A 16,421-nucleotide genomic window follows, 5' to 3' on the forward strand; every position below is an offset into this window, starting at 1 on the left:
GCGGCCATGGAGTCCGCCAGAGCCCGCCGGCGCCGTCGTGCGCGCCCGTCCCGGTGCCGTCCCTGCTGTTACACCGCTCTCGCCGTGGTCGCCGTGGGCGGGGTGACGGCCGGCGGCACGGCCTATGTGAGGGCGCGGGCGCATCCGGGCACAGCGGCCGTATCGTCGGCGGCGACGCCCTCGGCCTCCTCCTCGGCCGGGGCGGGCGAGGAGGCCTCGGTGGAGCCCGTGACGGAGCCGGCGGTGGACCGGAAAGCGCTGCTGGGCAAGGCGCTGACGGCGGTGAGCGTGCCGTCGGGCGCACAGGTGTCGGCGGCGGTGCTGGCGGTGGACTCCGGGGAGGGCGCCGCGTACGGCGACGCGGCCTTCGACACGGCGAGCATCGTGAAGGTCGACATCCTGGCCACGCTGCTGCTCCAGGCGCAGGACGCGGGCCAGCGGCTGACGGCGGCCGAGCAGGCGTACGCCACGAAGATGATCGAGAACAGCGACAACGCCTCCGCCACGGCGCTGTGGCACACCATCGGGCGGGCGGACGGCCTGGACACGGCGAACAAGCGCTTCGGGCTGACCGCGACCTTTGGCGGCGAGGGTGAGCTGTGGGGGCTGACGCAGACCACGGCGGCGGACCAACTCGTCCTGCTCCAGCAGGTGTTCGGCAAGGACTCCAGGCTGAGCGAGGCCTCCCGGACCTATGTGCAGGGGCTGATGAGGTCGGTCGAGGCGGACCAGCGGTGGGGGGTGTCGGCCGCCGCGGAGGGCAACTCCTGGGCGCTGAAGAACGGTTGGCTGGCGCGCAGCACGACGGGGCTGTGGGACGTCAACAGCATCGGGCGGATCACGGTGGACGGCACCGACTATCTGGTGGCGGTGCTGTCGAAGGGCACGCAGACACAGGCGAAGGGCATCGCGCTGGTGGAGGCGGCGGCGAAGGCGGCGGTGTCGGCGTTCGCCGGTGAGTGATCCGGCTACCGGTGCCAAGTGATCGGGGTGCGCCTCAGAGCCGCTGCCTGCGCCCCCGCCACAGCACCACGCCCGCCACCAGCAGGACCCCGCCGGTACCGCCGGCCAGGGGGCCCGCCCAGTCGGCGGTCGAGGACGTGGCCCTGGGGGCGTCCGGACCTGTGCCGAAGTACTTCTTCCCGTACGACGCCGCGCGCAGGCTCTGCGGCCTGAGCCGCTCGGCCGCCCGCAGTGCCGCCGCCGGGTCGATCATGCCGAAGCCCCGGGAGTCGTCCCGGCCGCCGACCGGCGCGTCCCGGGCCGTGTCCTCCAGGAGCTTCTTGATCTGGGCCGGGGTCAGTTCGGGGTGGGCGGCCTTGACCAGGGCCGCGGCGCCGGAGACGAAGGCGGAGGCGGCCGAGGTGCCCCAGCCCTCGTAGTACTTGTGGTCGGGGTCGGCGATCACCACGTCGACGCCGGGCGCGCTGACCGCGGCGTACCAGCGGCGGGTCGAGAAGGAGGCGCGGGTGCCGTAGCGGTCCACCGCGGTCGCGGCTATGACGCCGGGGTAGGCGGCCGGGTAGGAGACATGGTCGCCCTTGTCCCCGCCGTTGCCCGCGGAGGCGACGACCACCACGCCCTTCTTCAGGGCGTACTGCACGGCCTCGTCCTCGCTGGGCTCGGGGTGCGCGGAGTTCGAGTCGTCGCCGAGGGAGAGGTTGATGACGTCGGCGCCGTGGTCGGCGGCCCAGCGGATGCCCTCGGCGAGGGCGTTGCCGCGGCTGGTACGGGCCTTGGCGCGGGCGGGGTCGCCGTCCTCCAGGATCACCCGCACGGGCAGGATCTTCGCCTCCGGAGCGACGCCCATGACACCGGCGCCGCCGCCGGGGCCGTGGCCGTGCCCGGCGATGATGCCGGCCATGGCGGTGCCGTGCCGGGCCCAGTCGCGGTCGCCCTGCCTGGCCCCGAAGCCGATCATGTCCTTGGCGGGCAGGACGTTGCCGGCGAGGTCCGGATGGTCGGCCTCGACGCCGGTGTCCAGGACGGCGACGGTGACGCCCCGGCCCTTGGTGGTCCGCCAGGCCTCGTCCAGGTGCAGCGCGGACAGGCCCCACTGCTGGGCGCGGATGCCGTCGGCGTGGGCCGTGGTGGCCGGCGCCAGGGCGAGGGCGCCGGCGAGCAGCAGGCTCAGCGCCGCGCCGGCGGGTTCCACCCGGTGGCGGCCGCGTATCGACTGCCTCGATCGCCTCATGAAGGTTTCTCCGTGGCCGTGCCGATGCTCTGGCGCAGGCGCCGTTCGACGCGGTCGGCCAGGCCCTGGGCCTCGTTGCCGAGCCCGGCCTGGGCCGGAGCGGTGGTGGCGCCGGCGCTGACGGCGTCGGCGGCGGGCTGGGGCACGTCGACGCTGCGGCCGTCGGCCCAGCCGGAGACGGCGTAGGCGACGACGGGGGCGTCCGTGAGGACGGAGATGGTCCAGGAGGCCCGCTGCCTGTCGCCGAAGCCGGCCGCGGCGGTGCCCTTGGCCGCGTACGGCCGGGGCATCAAGTCGGCACGCCGGTCCAGGCGCTGGGCGCGGAACTGGTGGGCGAGCGCGGACATGCCGGCCGGGTCGGCCTTGGTGAACAGCAGGCCGACGGTGGTGACATGGCTCTGGGTGGCGTCGGTGTACGTGGCGCGCAGCAGGCGCCGGCAGCCGACCGGGGCGAGCACCTTGGCCAGCAGCGGGTCGAAGGCGTGCGCGCAGCCGGTGTCCGGGGCCACGGCGATCCTGGTCCAGGTGCGGTCGGCGCCGCCGGGTCCGGCGCCGGTGCCCTGGACGGTGGGCGGGAACAGCTGGTCCACGGGCATGTCGTGCCAGAGCGCCCCGGCGGTGGCGAAGTGGTCGCCGGAGGTGTCGTCCCCGCCGTCGTCGGTGAGCCAACTCCCGGTAACGGCACCGCCGATGAGCCCGAGACCGAGCACGAGACAGGCGGCAGCGGCGGCGGTACGAGGGCCGATGCGGTGCCATGTCCGCCCACCGAACGGCTCGCTGTCCCCGTCCGCCATGACGGGCCGCGCGGCCGGAGAACTCCAGGACAGCGCCGGGTCCGGCGACGACGTGGGCGGTGGGGGGCCGACGGGATACGCCGGCGCCATGGGACTCCAGGCGCCCGTCCCCGGGCGCCCGGCGGACACCGTGGAGGGGGACGCGGAGGCGGCAAGGCGCTCTCCGCCCGACCCGCCGGAGGACCGGCCGGGCGCGGCGGCGGGGCGCGCCGCGTTCGGGGCGCCGGTGACCGGGCGGAGCCGGGCCGTCGTCTCCGAGGGGGTGACCGGGCGGAGCCTGGCCGTCGTCTCCGTGGGGGTCTCGACGGGGGCTCCCGGCCGCCGGGACTCCCGTCCGGGGCGGTGCGCATCGCGCCCTGTGCTCGGCGGCGCGTCGGGGAACCGGGCCGAAGCCGGCGGCGGAGGCGGGCTAGCCGGTGCGCCGGCCGCGGGCACGACGGGACGCGGCCCCACGGACCGACGCGCTTGCCCGGCACGGGGACCAGGGCCTCCGGGGAACGGCCGGCCCTCTGGCGCCGCGGCCTCACCGGACGGCGAGCCGTCGGCGGCGCGCCGCGAGTCACTGGCGGCAGTCCGCCCGACGGAACGCGAGTCACTGGCGGCAGTCCGCCCGACAACAGGCGCGCCGATGCCCGCGGACGGCCCGGCGGAGCGGGAGCCGCTTCCCGCAGAGCCCGCGGCGGAAGGCGAGCCCGTGCCCGCGGCCCCTGCGGCCGAGGCCGGGCCCGCACCCGGGTCCCCTGTGCCCGAAGCAGAGCCCCTGCCCGTGAGCCCCGCGGCCGACACCCGGGCATCGCCTCTGGCGGACCCCGCCAAAGACCGGCCATCGCCCATGAAGTCCCCGCCCGAAACCCAGTCTTCGCCTCCGGCTGACCCCACCGAAGACCGGCCCTCAGGCACGTAGCGCCCGGCCGACGGCCGGCCCTCGACCGGGGCGGCTCCCGGAGAAGCGCCCTCCTCGCCTGCCGCGCCCCCGGTGGCCTGGCGAGGGGCGCGCGGGGTGAAGACCGACGGCTCGTCGTCGGGGTCGTCGGGCGGGGTGGACGGGCGGGGCGGGACCGGGGGGCGCGGCGGGACGGGGGCGTGGCGCGCTTCCGTGCTCATGCACCCCCCCGTTTCCTCGTGCCCGGGCCCGTCCTCACGTACGCGGGCCGCTGCGCTGCTCGGCCGCGCCCGGCGCCGAAGCTCCGTCCCGGGCACGCATACCCGTACGTCCGGACCGGCATCCCGGTTCAGGTGAAGCGGCCGTGCGCGTTGCGCCGTACGTGCGCGTCACTCTACGGGTTGTGCGGGCCGGAATCAGAACCAGTCCGGGGCGCCGGGGCATCTGCCCGGAACGTCCCCCTACCCTGCGGTAATCCTGTCTGGCAGGCTTCCGTCATGACTGCGCGCGCCGCCGACCGGGCCCGTTACGACCGGGCCACCGCCCATCTCGACGCCCCTCTCGCGATCGTGGACCTGGACGCCTTCGACGCCAACGCGGCCGATCTCGTCCGCCGGGCCGCGGGCAAGCCGGTCCGGGTCGCCAGCAAGTCGGTTCGCTGCCGGGCCCTGCTGGAGCGCGCCCTGGCGATGGACGGCTTCCAGGGCATCATGTCGTTCACCCTGGCCGAGTCGCTGTGGCTCGCCCGCTCCGGTTTCGACGACGTGCTGCTGGCCTATCCGTCCGCCGACCGGAGCGGTTTCGCCGAGCTGGCCGCCGATCCCAAGCTCGCCGGTGCGGTGACCGTGATGGTGGACGATCCGGCGCACCTCGACCTCATCGACGCCGCCCGCGACGGCGGACGCGAAGTGGTGCGTGTCTGCCTGGAGTTGGACACCTCGCTGAAGCTGCTCGGCGGCCGGGTCCGGGTCGGGGCGCGGCGTTCTCCGCTGCACTCCCCCACCCAACTCGCCGAGCTGGCCCGGTCGGTGGCCCGGCGGCCGGGCTTCCGGCTGGTCGGGATCATGGCGTACGAGGGGCACATCGCGGGCGTCGGGGACGCGGTGGCCGGGCGGCCGCTGAGGTCCCGGGCGATCCGGCTGATGCAGGCGGCGGCGCGCCGGGAGCTGGCCGAGCGACGGGCCGCGGTCGTGCGCGCGGTGCGGGCCGTCGTACCGGACCTGGAGTTCGTCAACGGCGGCGGCACGGGCAGTGTGCAGCACACTGCCGCCGAGGACGCGGTGACCGAGATAGCGGCCGGTTCGGGGCTGTATGTGCCCCGGCTCTTCGACAACTACACCTCGTTCACCGGCCGCCCGGCCGCCCTGTTCGCCCAGCCCGTCGTACGGCGCCCGGGGGTCGGCGTGGTGACCGTGCTCGGCGGCGGCTACCCGGCCTCCGGCGCCGCCGGCCCGGACCGGCTGCCGGTGCCGTACCTGCCCGAGGGCCTGAAGTACGACCCCCAGGAGGGCCCCGGCGAGGTGCAGACCCCGCTGCTCGGCTCGCCCGCCGACGATCTGCTCATCGGTGACAGGGTGTGGTTCCGGCACGCCAAGGCCGGCGAGCTGTGCGAACGGTTCGAGGCGCTGCACCTCGTCGAGGGCGACGAGGTGACAGCGACCGTACCCACCTACCGGGGCGAGGGCCGGACCTTCCTGTGACCGGACGGCCTACAGGGGCGTGACGTACGCGCCCGCGATTCCGCCGTCCACCAGGAAGTCGGTGGCGTTGACGAACGAGGAGTCGTCGCTGGCCAGGAAGGCGACGGCGGCGGCGATCTCCTCGGCCTCGGCGAACCGGCCGACCGGGATGTGCACCAGGCGGCGGGCCGCCCGCTCCGGGTCCTTCGCGAACAGCTCCTGCAGCAGCGGGGTGTTGACCGGGCCCGGGCACAGGGCGTTCACCCGGATGCCCTCCCGGGCGAACTGCACGCCCAGTTCGCGGGACATGGCCAGCACGCCGCCCTTGGAGGCCGTGTACGAGATCTGGGAGGTGGCCGCGCCCATCCGTGCCACGAAGGACGCGGTGTTGATGATGGACCCCTTGCCCTGGCGCCGCATGTAGGGGATGGCGGCCTTGCAGCACAGGTACACGGAGGTGAGGTTGACCTCCTGGACCCGCTTCCAGGCCTCCAGGCCGGTCTCCAGGATGGAGTCGTCGTCGGGCGGGGAGATGCCGGCGTTGTTGAAGGCGACGTCGACGCTGCCGTAGGTGTCGTACGCCGTCCTGAACAGCGCCTCGACCTGCTCGGGGTCGGTGACGTCGGTCTTCACGAAGAGTCCGCCGACCTCGTCGGCGACGGCCTTGCCGCGGGCCTCGTCCACGTCCGCGCAGACCACGTGGGCGCCCTCGGAGGCGAGCCTGCGGGCGGTGGCGAGGCCGATGCCGCTGCCGGCTCCGGTCACGACGGCGGTACGGCCGACCAGGCGGCGGCAAACACTGTTGTCGGTCACTGTGCGGGGCCCTCCGTGCTGATGAAGACGTTCTTGGTTTCGGTGAAGGCGGTCAGGGCGTCGGGGCCCAGCTCCCGGCCGAGGCCGGACTGCTTGAAGCCGCCGAACGGGGTCCAGTAGCGGACGCTGGAGTGGGAGTTGACGGACAGGTTGCCCGCGCGGACGGCCTGGGAGACGCGCAGGGCGCGGCCGAGGTCCCGGGTCCACAGGGAGCCTGAGAGGCCGTAGGGGGTGTCGTTGGCGAGGCGGACGGCGTCCTCCTCGTCGGTGAAGGGGAGGAGGACGGCGACCGGGCCGAAGATCTCCTCGCGGGCCGCCCGGCCGTCCGGCCGCTCCCCCGTCAGGACTGTGGGCGGGAACCAGAAGCCGGGGCCGTCGGGGGCGCTGCCGCGCAGCGCGGGGGCGCCCTCGGGGACGTACGACCGTACCCGGTCGAGCTGCTGACGGGAGATCAGCGGGCCCATCTGGGTCTTCTCGTCGGCGGGGTCGCCCACCACGACGGAGGCGAGGGCGTCGGCGAGGAACTCACGGGCCTCGTCGAGGACCGTCTCCTGGACCAGGATGCGGGTGCGGGCGCAGCAGTCCTGGCCGGAGTTGTCCAGGAAGGAGAAGGGGGCGAGGGCGGAGGTGAGGTCTGCGTCGGCGAAGACGATGTTGGGGCTCTTGCCGCCGAGTTCGAGGGTGACCGGCTTGACCAGCTTCGCGCAGCGCTCCATGACCTCGCGGCCGGTGCGGGTGGACCCGGTGAACACGATCTTGGCGACGTCCGGGTGGTCGACGAGGGCACGTCCGGCGGTGTGGCCGTAACCCGGCAGCACCTGGAAGACGTGCTCGGGCAGGCCCGCGTCCAGGGCGAGTTCGGCGAGGCGGAGCGCGGTGAGCGGGGTGGTCTCGGCGGGCTTGAGGACGACCGCGTTGCCGGCCGCGAGCGCCGGGAAGGAGCCCCAGGCGGCGATCGGCATCGGGAAGTTCCAGGGGGCGATCACGCCCACGACACCCAGGGGCTCCTGGAAGGTGACGTTCCAGCCGCCGGGCACCGGGATCTGCCTGCCGAGGAGGCGTTCGGCGCCCCCGGCCGCGTACAGCAGCAGGTCACGGGCGTTGCCGGCCTCCCAGCGGGCGTTGCCGAGGGTGTGGCCGGCCTCGCGGACCTCCAGCCGGGCGAGTTCCTCGGTGTGGGCGTCGACCACGTCCGCGAAACGGCGCAGCAGCCGGGCCCGGTCGGCGGGGGCGAGGGCGGCCCACCCCGTCTGGGCGCGTGCGGCCCGTACGACGGCGGCGGCGACGTCCTCCTCGCTCGCGGCGGGGACGGCGGCGACGACCTCTTCCGTGGCGGGGTTGAGGACCTTCAGCTCGTGCGGGTCGGACACGTGATGACCTTTCACAGGCGTTGTCACAGGCGTTCGAAGGAGCGGCGCAGCTCCCAGTCGGTGACGGCGGCATCGAAGGCCTCCAGCTCGACGCGCGCCATGTTGCGGTAGTGCGCCACGACCTCGTCGCCGAAGGCCGCCTTGGCGATGGGGCTGTTCTCCCACAGCTCGGCGGCCTCGCGGAGCGTCGTCGGCACGTGCTCGAAGTCGGCGGTGTAGGCGTTGCCCGGGCACGGCTCGGGCAGTTCCAGCCGCTGCTCGATGCCGTACAGGCCGGCCGCGACGAGGCCGGCGACGGCGAGGTAGGGGTTCACGTCCCCGCCGGGGAGGCGGTTCTCGAAGCGCAGGGAGCGGCCGTGGCCGACCACGCGGAGGGCGCAGGTGCGGTTGTCGTGGCCCCAGGCGACGGCGGTGGGGGCGAAGGAGCCCGGCTGGAACCGCTTGTAGGAGTTGATGTTCGGGGCGTACAGGAGCGAGAAGTCGCGCAGCGCGGCGAGCTGTCCGGCGAGGAAGTGCCGCATGACCTCGGACATTCCGTCGCCGTCGGCCATGGCGTTGGTGCCGTCGGCGTCGGCGAGGGAGAGGTGGATGTGGCAGGAGTTGCCCTCGCGCTCGTTGTACTTGGCCATGAAGGTGATCGAGACGCCCTCCTGGGCGGCGATCTCCTTGGCGCCGGTCTTGTACAGCGCGTGCTGGTCGCAGGTGACGACGGCCTCGTCGTAGCGGAAGGCGATCTCGTGCTGGCCGGGGTTGCACTCGCCCTTGGCGGACTCGACGGTGAGACCGGCGCCGGCCATGTCGTTGCGCAGCCGGCGCAGCAGGGGCTCGATGCGGCCGGTGCCGAGGATGGAGTAGTCGATGTTGTACTGGTTGGCCGGGGTGAGGCCCCGGTAGCCCGCGTCCCAGGCCTGTTCGTAGGAGTCCTTGAAGACGATGAACTCCAGCTCGGTGCCGACCTGGGCGGTGTAGCCGAGTTCGGCGAGCCGCTCCAGCTGGCGGCGCAGGATCTGGCGGGGCGCGGCGACGACCGGCGAACCGTCGTTCCAGGCGAGGTCGGCGACGAGCAGGGCGGTGCCGGGGTGCCAGGGGATGCGGCGCAGGGTGGCGAGGTCGGGGTGCATGGCGAAGTCGCCGTAGCCGCGGTCCCAGGAGGACATGGCGTAGCCGTCGACGGTGTTCATCTCGGTGTCTACGGCCAGGAGGTAGTTGCAGCCCTCGGTGCCGTGCCGCAGCACCTCGTCCAGGAAGAACCGGGCGGCGAACCGCTTGCCCTGCAGCCGCCCTTGCATGTCGGGGAAGGCCAGGACGACAGTGTCGATCTCACCGCTCGCGACGAGGGCGTGCAGTTCCTCGACGCCGAGCGGGGGTGTGCGGTCTGCCACGGGAGAGCCTCCTTCGGCGCCTTCGCGCTTTTTCGGCCGGGCCGGGAGCCATAAGGTATTGCTCAGGACCATTGCTTGGGAAGGGGGTACGGCGGATGTCGCGGGAGATGGAATGGCAGGAGGCGCATACGCCGGGAGTCGTCGACCGGCTCGCTCCGGTGCTGCGGCCGGTGCGGGCGGGCAACGGCTTCGAGGAGGCGCTGGAGCAGATCCTCCAGGTCGTGCGGCTCGGGCTGGTGCCGGGCGGGGAACGGCTGCCGGCCGAACGGGAGCTGGCGGAACGGCTCGGGATCAGCCGGGTGACGCTGCGCGAGGTGCTGAAGGTGCTCACGGACCAGGGGCTGGTGGAGGCGCGGCGCGGGCGCTATGGCGGAACGTTCGTCCTGCCGCGCTCGGACGCCGGCGGCGAGGACGAGCTGCGGCGGCGGATCGCCGAGGTCGACATCGAGGACGTGCTGCGGTTCCGTGAGGTGCTGGAGGTGGGTGCGGCCGGGCTGTGCGCGGCGCACGGGCTGACGGACGAGCAGGCGGACCGGCTGCGCGAGGCGCTGGCCCGCACGCACGACGCCCCGCTGGCGGACTATCGCCGGCTGGACACCCTGCTCCACCTGACCCTCGCCGAGCTGTGCGGGTCCCCCTCCCTGACCGCGCAGTACGCGGCGGTCCGGGCCACGGTGAACGACCTGCTCGACTGCATCCCGCTGCTGGTGCGCAACCTGGAGCACTCGCAGCGCCAGCACACCGCGCTGGTCGAGGCGGTGCTGGACGGGGACGCGGACGGCGCGCGGGAGATGATGCGGGAGCACTGCGCGGGCACGGCGGCGCTGCTGCGGGGCTTCCTGGCGTAAGGCGGTTCTGGAAAGGTATGGAAGTAAACCTTTGACTTTCGGGGAGGGCGGCATGACGGTACGACCGCTGATCGGCATCAGCACCTACCTGGAGTCCGGCGCGCGCTGGGGCGTGTGGGAGCTGGACGCGGCTCTGCTGCCGGCCGGCTATCCACGGCTGGTGCAGCGGGCCGGCGGGCTGGCCGCGATGCTGCCGCCGGACGCACCCGAGCGCGCGGCGGAGACGGTGGCCCGGCTGGACGGACTGGTGATCGCGGGCGGCCCGGACGTGGACCCGGACCGGTACGGCGCCGAGCGCGAGCCCCGTACCGGTCCGCCCGCCCTGGCCCGCGACGCCTGGGAACTCGCCCTGATCGAGGCCGCGCTGGACGCCGGAACGCCGGTGCTGGGCATCTGCCGGGGCATGCAGCTGCTGAACGTGGCGCTCGGCGGCACGCTGGTCCAGCACCTGGAGGGACACGCGGAGGTGGTCGGCGTGTTCGGCGGCCACCCGGTGAAGCCGGTACCGGGGACCCTGTACGCCGGAATCGTCCCGGAGGAGACGACGGTGCCCACCTACCACCACCAGGCCGTGGACCGGCTCGGCGCGGGACTGGTGCCGTCGGCCTACGCGGCGGACGGCACGGTGGAGGCGGTCGAACTGCCGGCGGACCGGGGCTGGGTCCTGGGCGTGCAGTGGCACCCCGAGATGGGTGAGGACCTGCGGGTGATGTCGGCGCTGGTGACAGCCGCTTCCTGAGTCACAGTCCGGCGGTGCCGGGTTCGTTCAGGGCGAGCGCCCCCGGTCCCGGCCGAGCCGCGCCCGTCACCCCCGCGTCAGCGACAGCAACTCCCGGGCCGGGCCGGTGGGCCGGTGTCCGGTCGGCCAGACCGCTCGCAGCTCGCGGTGCAGGGACACGCCCTCCACCGGGATGCTGACCAGGCGGCGCATCGCCAGCTCCTCCCCCACGGCCAGCTCGCTGAGCACCGAGGGACCCGCGCCGCTGACCGCCGATGCCTTGACCGCCGTGGTGGAGGACAGCTCGATCAGCGGGCGGGCGAGGCCGCCGAGCGCCGCGTCCAGGACCTGCCGGGTTCCGGAGCCGCGCTCGCGGAGGATCAGCGGGGTGCCCGCCAGCTCCTCCGCCGTCACCGGGCGCCGGCGGCGGGCCCAGGGATGGCCGGGCGCGGCGACGACGATCAGCCGGTCACGAGCGATGACGGCGGAGTCCAGACCCGTGGGGACGGACAGGCCCTCCACGAACCCGAGGTCCGCCTCCCCGGCCAGCAGGAGTTCCGCCACCTTCGCCGAGTTGCCCGCGAGCAGCGACACTGCCGTGTCGGGCCGCCCGGCGTGCAGCGCGAGGAGCCAGCCAGGGAGCAGGTACTCGGCGATGGTCATGCTCGCCGCGACCCGGAGGCGCGAGTCCCGCCGGTCCCGCAGCGCGCGCGCACCCGCGTCGAAGGCCGCGGCCGCCTCCACGACCCGGCGGGCCCAGTCCGTCACCAGGGCGCCCGCGTCCGTGAGCCGGGAGCCGCGGGGCGAACGGTCGACCAGGGCCACGCCCAGTTGCCGCTCCATGGAGCGGATCCGGCTGCTGGCCGCGGGCTGGGTGATGCCGACCTCACGCGCCGCCGCCCCGAGACTGCCCAGCCGCGCCACCGCCAGCAGCAGCTCCAGCGCGGCCAGGTCAGGCACCCGGTGTGCCAGTGATGCCGTGTGCTCCTGCCGCCCCTCCACGTCACTCATAAGACCAGCTTATGCCCTGATAGAAGGGAACTCCCTGGTCAGGCCGAGACGGCAGCGGCACGGTGGAGCCATGGTCACCGCAGCCCAGCCCTTGTCCACCGCCGCTGTCCCACGTGCCGCCGGGGTCCGGCACCTGGGCCCCAACTGGTACGCCGCCGTCATGGGCACCGCCATCCTCGGCTCGGCCGGTGTCGCGCTGCCCGCACCCGCGGCAGCTCTGCGCGACGTCTTCGCCGGGGCCTGGGCGCTGTCCCTGATCATGCTGGTGGCCCTGCTGGCGGCCCGGGCCGTGCACTGGACCCGCCATCGCGACCAGGCCCGCGCCCATCTCCTGGACCCGGCCATGGCCCCGTTCTACGGCTGTCTGTCGATGGCCCTGCTGGCGGTCGGCGGCGGTGCCATGACGGCGGGGCAGGAGGTGGTCGGCACCGGCACGGCCGTCGCCCTGGACTCCGTACTGTTCAGCGCGGGTACGGCCGTCGGGCTCGCGGCCGCCGTCGCCCTGCCGTACCTGATGGCCGTTCGGCACCGCGTCCAGCCCGCGCAGGCCACCCCGGCCTGGCTGCTGCCCCTGGTCGCACCCATGGTGTCGGCCGCGCTCGGCCCGCTGCTGGTGCCGCATCTGCCGGCGGGCCAGCCCCGGGAGACCCTGCTGCTGGCCTGCCTCGCCCTGTTCGGGCTGAGCCTGCTCGCGACGCTGCTCATGCTGTCCCTGGTCTTCGCCCGGCTGGTCACCGGCCCGCTGCCGCTCGCGCTCACCCCGACCCTGTTCCTGGTCCTCGGCCCGCTCGGGCAGTCCACCACCGCGGTCGGCAAGATCGCGGACGCGGCACCCGGGGTCGTACCGCCCCTGTACGAGCGCGGCCTCGCCGTCTTCGCCGTCCTCTACGGCGTACCGGTCATGGGGTTCGCGCTGCTGTGGCTGGCGCTGGCGACCGCGCACGTGCTGCGGGCCCGCCGGCGGGGCATGGGGTTCGCGATGAGCTGGTGGGCCTTCACCTTCCCGGTGGGCACGTGCGTCACCGGCGCGATGGCGCTCGCCCGGCACACCGGTCTCGCGGCCTACGACGCGCTGGCCGTCGCCCTGTACGCCCTGCTCGCCGCAGCCTGGCTGGCTGCCGCCGCCGGCACCGTACGCGGCCTGCTCAGCGGCGAGCTGCTCGCAGCGCCTCGGCCAGCACCCGTGGCGCCTCGACCAGAGACGGTCCGTACCAGGTCAGGTGCCGCCCGCTGACCAGGGCGCAGGGCGGGCCGGGAAAGGCCTCCGGGCCGTCCTCGGCGGTGAAGCGGTAGGGCTCGTCGGGCAGCACCACCAGCTCCGGGGCCGCGGCGCACAGCTCGTCCAGCGGAACGCGGGGGTAACGGTCGCGGTGATCGGCGTACAGGTGGTCCACACCGAGCCGGGCCAGGACATCGCCGGCGAACGTGTCCCGGCCGAGGACCATCCAGGGCCGGCGCCAGATCGGTACGACCGCGGTCCTGCGCTCGACCGGCTCCGGCAACGCGTCCCAGGCCGCCCCCGCCTCCTCCAGCCAGCGGGGCCGTCCCTCGGCACCGCACGCGGTGAGCACCCGGTCCAGCTCGGCGAAGGCCTGCGGAACGTTGCGCACCTCGGTGACCAGCACCTCGAGGCCTGCGCCGCGCAGAGCGTCGAGGTCCGGGGCGCGGTTCTCCTCCTCGTTGGCGATCACGAGGTCGGGGGCGAGGGCGAGGATACGGTCGAGCCTGGGGTTCTTCGTCCCGCCGATCCGGGTGACCTCCAGGTCGGCCGGGTGGGTGCACCATTCCGTGGCCCCGGCCAGCACGCCGGGCAGCGTCCCGGCCACCGCCTCGGTGAGGGACGGGACCAGTGAGACGACCCGCACTACCGGGACCGGTCCTGAACGGCCTCGATGTGCTCGGCGACCGCCACCACGATCACCCGGGTGTCCGGCACCGTCGCCCGCCAGCGATGGCGTACCCCACCGGTCAGATAGAGCGTGTCGCCTCGCCCGAGGCGATACGCGCGTCCCTCGGCCTCTATCTCCACCGCGCCGTCGGCGACGTACATCAGCTCGTCGTTGCGGTGCTGGAACTCGCGGCCGGCATCGTGGTCGCCGGTGAACTCGGAGGCGTGCAGCTGATGGTGGCCGCGCACCAGGGAGCGGGTCCGGGGGTGGAAGTCGCCCTCGGCGACCGGGTCGGCGCGGACGACGTCCACGCTGGCGGCCGGGTCGGCGGCGGCGAGGAGTTCGACGGCCGTGGTGCGCAGGGCGTCGGCGAGCTTCTCCAGCGAGCCGCGGCTGGGGCGGGCCCGGTCGTTCTCGACCTGACTGAGGAAGGGCACCGACAGACCGCTGCGCTCGGCCACGACGGCGAGGGTCAGTTCCAGGGCACGGCGGCGCCGCCGCACGGCCGCGCCCACCCGCACGGGCTGCTCTTTGTGGTCGCCCATCGCTCCGGCTCCCTCCCTCGCTCGTCGTGCCGCTGTCCGGGTGCCCGGGTCGGGACACACCTCTTCTGATGACTTCTCTGCACCCTACGCATGTTCGGCAAACCGTTTCACGCGGCTGTCACATACCCGACATGCCGCCGAGCCGCCACCCTCACGGTTCGCGCCAGCGTGACGGGGCCCCGGGCCGGTCCTGGGCGGCATCCGGAGCGGGGGCGAATACGCCGACCAGCAGGGGCGGGGGCGCGGGGCGGGGCCAAGGGTCGTCACGGAATGTGGTTGGCCGGATCCTTGCCGTACCCTGTGCAGCGCGCCCGAAGTACCGAAGACACCGCGAGGAGCCCTTCCGGAGAGCTCGCCGACCGGGGGCTGTCGGTGCCGTACGGCATGATGCGAGCGTGACCGGACGACTCATGCTGCTCGACACCGCATCGCTGTACTTCCGCGCCTATTTCGGCGTCCCGGACTCCGTGAAGGCGCCGGACGGCACGCCCGTGAACGCCGTGCGCGGACTGCTGGACTTCATCGACCGGCTGGTCAGGGACCACCGTCCGCAGCACCTGGTGGCCTGTATGGACGCCGACTGGCGGCCGCAGTGGCGGGTGGACCTCATCCCCACCTACAAGGCGCACCGCGTCGCCGAGGAGCACGAGGACGCGCCGGACGTCGAGGTGGTGCCGGACACCCTCTCGCCGCAGGTGCCGGTCATCGAGGAGGTGCTGGACGCGCTCGGCATCGCCCGGGTCGGTGTCGCGGGGTACGAGGCGGACGACGTGATCGGCACGTTCACCGCGCGCGCCGACGGCCCGGTGGACATCGTCACCGGCGACCGCGATCTGTACCAGCTGGTGGACGACGCGCGCGGGATCCGGGTGCTGTATCCGCTGAAGGGCGTCGGCTCACTGCAGCTGACCGACGAGGCGGTGCTGCGCGAGAAGTATGGCGTCGACGGGCGGGGGTACGCGGACCTGGCGCTGCTGCGCGGCGACCCGAGCGACGGCCTGCCCGGCGTGGCCGGCATCGGCGAGAAGACGGCCGCCAAGCTGCTGGCAGAGTTCGGTGACCTGGCCGGGATCATGGCGGCGGTCGACGAACCGGGGGCGAAGCTGACGCCGTCGCAGCGCAAGCGGCTCACCGAGGCCGGCCCGTATGTCGCGGTCGCGCCGAAGGTGGTGCGGGTGGCGGACGACGTACCGCTGCCGGACGTCGACACGGCTGTGCCGCGGGCGCCGCGGGACCAGGCGGCCCTGGAACAGCTGGCCGAGCGGTGGGGGCTCGGCGGCTCCCTGCAGCGGCTGCTGGCCACACTCGCCGTGGGGCCGGCCGGGGCGTGACCGGAATATTCCGGCAAAGGCTCACCGCGGGTGTCCGGGACAGAGGTGTGACCGCAGGGCGAGATGCTAACTTAGGTAAACCTAACCATCTTGCAGGAGGCCGTGATGGCAGAGCGTCCGGTACGAAAGCCGCGCAAGCCCCGCACCGCCCACGTGGTCCGCACCGAGCGGCTGACCCCGCACATGCAGCGTGTGGTGCTCGGTGGCGAGGGTCTTGCCGACTTCGGGGCGGACACCTGCACCGACCACTATGTGAAGCTGCTCTTCGGCCCCGAGGGCGTGACCTACCCGGAACCCTTCGACCTGGAGCGGATCCGCGCGGAGTTCCCGCGGGAGCAGTGGCCGGTGACCCGGACCTACACCGTGCGCGCGTTCAATCCCGAACTCCGCGAGCTGACCCTGGACTTCGTCGTCCACGGCGACGAGGGCCTGGCCGGCCCGTGGGCATGCCGGGTGCGGCCGGGTGAGGCCGTGCGCTTCATGGGCCCCGGCGGTGCCTACGCCCCCGATCCCGCGGCCGACTGGCATCTGTTCGCCGGTGACGAGAGCGCGCTGCCCGCGATCGCACGGTCCCTGGAGGCGCTGCCCGCCGACGCCCGCGCGCATGCCTTCGTGGAGGTGTCCGGCCCCGAGGAGGAGCAGAAGATCGACTCCGATGTGGCGGTCGTCTGGCTGCACCGCGGGGACCGGCCGGTCGGCGAGGCGCTGGTGGAGGCCGTACGCGCCCTTGAGTTCCCCGAGGGCCGGGTGCACGCGTTCGTGCACGGCGAGGCGGGCTTCGTGAAGGAGCTGCGCCGGCTGCTGCGGGTCGAGCTGGACATCCCGCGCGAGGACCTGTCGATCTCCGGTTACTGGCGCCTGGGCCACAACGAGGACGGCTGGCAGGCCTCCAAGCGGGAGTGGAACGCCCGTATCGAGGCCGAGCAGGAGAGCGGCGCGGCGGCGGCCTGAGCGCGGCCCCCGC

Annotated in this window: 15 protein-coding genes; 7 read left to right on the forward strand and 8 right to left on the reverse strand. The window is 73.9% G+C overall.

Annotated features, from left to right (window positions below; translation table 11 throughout):
• The first annotated feature begins 6 nt into the window (after positions 1-6).
• A complete protein-coding gene (locus ACFYOH_RS17095) occupies positions 7-963 on the forward strand; it encodes a serine hydrolase (protein WP_388626326.1) in 957 nt (318 codons plus the stop codon).
• A gap of 34 nt (positions 964-997) precedes the next feature.
• Here ACFYOH_RS17095 and mycP read toward each other — a convergent pair whose 3' ends face one another.
• Together mycP and ACFYOH_RS17105 are read right to left on the reverse strand one after the other, a co-directional pair.
• Positions 998-2,194: a type VII secretion-associated serine protease mycosin gene (mycP, locus tag ACFYOH_RS17100; protein ID WP_388626327.1), complete on the reverse strand. Its 1,197-nt coding sequence runs from the start codon at positions 2,192-2,194 to the stop codon at positions 998-1,000.
• Positions 2,191-3,078 (reverse strand): hypothetical protein, encoded by an 888-nt coding sequence (locus ACFYOH_RS17105; RefSeq protein WP_388626328.1) that lies wholly within the window; start codon positions 3,076-3,078, stop codon positions 2,191-2,193. Before ACFYOH_RS17105 ends, mycP begins: the two co-directional genes overlap by 4 nt.
• A gap of 1,290 nt (positions 3,079-4,368) precedes the next feature.
• On the opposite strand from ACFYOH_RS17105, the gene ACFYOH_RS17110 reads away from it, so the two are divergent.
• A complete protein-coding gene (locus ACFYOH_RS17110; protein WP_388626329.1) occupies positions 4,369-5,571 on the forward strand; it encodes an amino acid deaminase/aldolase in 1,203 nt (400 codons plus the stop codon).
• Positions 5,572-5,580: 9 nt separating this feature from the next.
• On the opposite strand, the gene ACFYOH_RS17115 is transcribed toward ACFYOH_RS17110, so the two are convergent.
• Genes ACFYOH_RS17115 through ACFYOH_RS17125 form a run of 3 tightly spaced genes read right to left on the reverse strand, consistent with a single transcriptional unit; the run spans position 5,581 to position 9,115 of the window.
• On the reverse strand, positions 5,581-6,363 hold the full coding sequence (locus ACFYOH_RS17115) for a 3-oxoacyl-ACP reductase (protein ID WP_388626330.1): 783 nt from the start codon (positions 6,361-6,363) through the stop codon (positions 5,581-5,583).
• Entirely contained in the window at positions 6,360-7,733 is a 1,374-nt protein-coding gene (locus tag ACFYOH_RS17120) for an aldehyde dehydrogenase family protein (RefSeq protein WP_388626331.1), read from the reverse strand. The genes ACFYOH_RS17115 and ACFYOH_RS17120 overlap by 4 nt, the downstream gene beginning before the upstream one ends.
• Before the next feature lie 23 nt (positions 7,734-7,756).
• Positions 7,757-9,115 carry a glutamine synthetase family protein gene (locus ACFYOH_RS17125; RefSeq protein ID WP_388626333.1) on the reverse strand — a complete coding sequence of 453 codons (1,359 nt, stop codon included), beginning with the start codon at positions 9,113-9,115 and terminating at the stop codon, positions 7,757-7,759.
• Between the two features lie 95 nt (positions 9,116-9,210).
• Here ACFYOH_RS17125 and ACFYOH_RS17130 point away from each other — a divergent pair, with 95 nt between their 5' ends.
• Positions 9,211-9,963 (forward strand): FadR/GntR family transcriptional regulator, encoded by a 753-nt coding sequence (locus ACFYOH_RS17130; protein ID WP_388626335.1) that lies wholly within the window; start codon positions 9,211-9,213, stop codon positions 9,961-9,963.
• Positions 9,964-10,015: 52 nt separating this feature from the next.
• Complete coding sequence (locus ACFYOH_RS17135; RefSeq protein WP_388626337.1) at positions 10,016-10,702, forward strand: gamma-glutamyl-gamma-aminobutyrate hydrolase family protein; 687 nt, start codon at positions 10,016-10,018, stop codon at positions 10,700-10,702.
• Between the two features lie 66 nt (positions 10,703-10,768).
• Here ACFYOH_RS17135 and ACFYOH_RS17140 read toward each other — a convergent pair whose 3' ends face one another.
• On the reverse strand, positions 10,769-11,692 hold the full coding sequence (locus ACFYOH_RS17140; RefSeq protein WP_388626338.1) for a LysR family transcriptional regulator: 924 nt from the start codon (positions 11,690-11,692) through the stop codon (positions 10,769-10,771).
• 70 nt (positions 11,693-11,762) lie between these two features.
• Here ACFYOH_RS17140 and ACFYOH_RS17145 point away from each other — a divergent pair, with 70 nt between their 5' ends.
• Positions 11,763-12,926 (forward strand): TDT family transporter, encoded by a 1,164-nt coding sequence (locus tag ACFYOH_RS17145; protein ID WP_388626340.1) that lies wholly within the window; start codon positions 11,763-11,765, stop codon positions 12,924-12,926.
• Here the strand turns inward: ACFYOH_RS17145 and ACFYOH_RS17150 are convergent.
• Positions 12,838-13,557: a helical backbone metal receptor gene (locus ACFYOH_RS17150; protein ID WP_388626342.1), complete on the reverse strand. Its 720-nt coding sequence runs from the start codon at positions 13,555-13,557 to the stop codon at positions 12,838-12,840. The two genes, ACFYOH_RS17145 and ACFYOH_RS17150, sit on opposite strands and share 89 nt — an antisense overlap.
• A complete protein-coding gene (locus ACFYOH_RS17155) occupies positions 13,557-14,126 on the reverse strand; it encodes a helix-turn-helix domain-containing protein (RefSeq protein WP_388626344.1) in 570 nt (189 codons plus the stop codon). Before ACFYOH_RS17155 ends, ACFYOH_RS17150 begins: the two co-directional genes overlap by 1 nt.
• 395 nt (positions 14,127-14,521) lie before the next feature.
• On the opposite strand from ACFYOH_RS17155, the gene ACFYOH_RS17160 reads away from it, so the two are divergent.
• Together ACFYOH_RS17160 and ACFYOH_RS17165 are read left to right on the forward strand one after the other, a co-directional pair.
• Positions 14,522-15,457 carry a 5'-3' exonuclease H3TH domain-containing protein gene (locus tag ACFYOH_RS17160; RefSeq protein WP_388626346.1) on the forward strand — a complete coding sequence of 312 codons (936 nt, stop codon included), beginning with the start codon at positions 14,522-14,524 and terminating at the stop codon, positions 15,455-15,457.
• 105 nt (positions 15,458-15,562) lie between these two features.
• Positions 15,563-16,408, forward strand: coding sequence for a siderophore-interacting protein (locus ACFYOH_RS17165; protein ID WP_388626348.1), 846 nt, complete (start codon positions 15,563-15,565; stop codon positions 16,406-16,408).
• Positions 16,409-16,421: the final 13 nt, after the last annotated feature.

This window comes from Streptomyces sp. NPDC007856 (assembly GCF_042868225.1).
Taxonomy (GTDB): Bacteria; Actinomycetota; Actinomycetes; order Streptomycetales; family Streptomycetaceae; genus Streptomyces.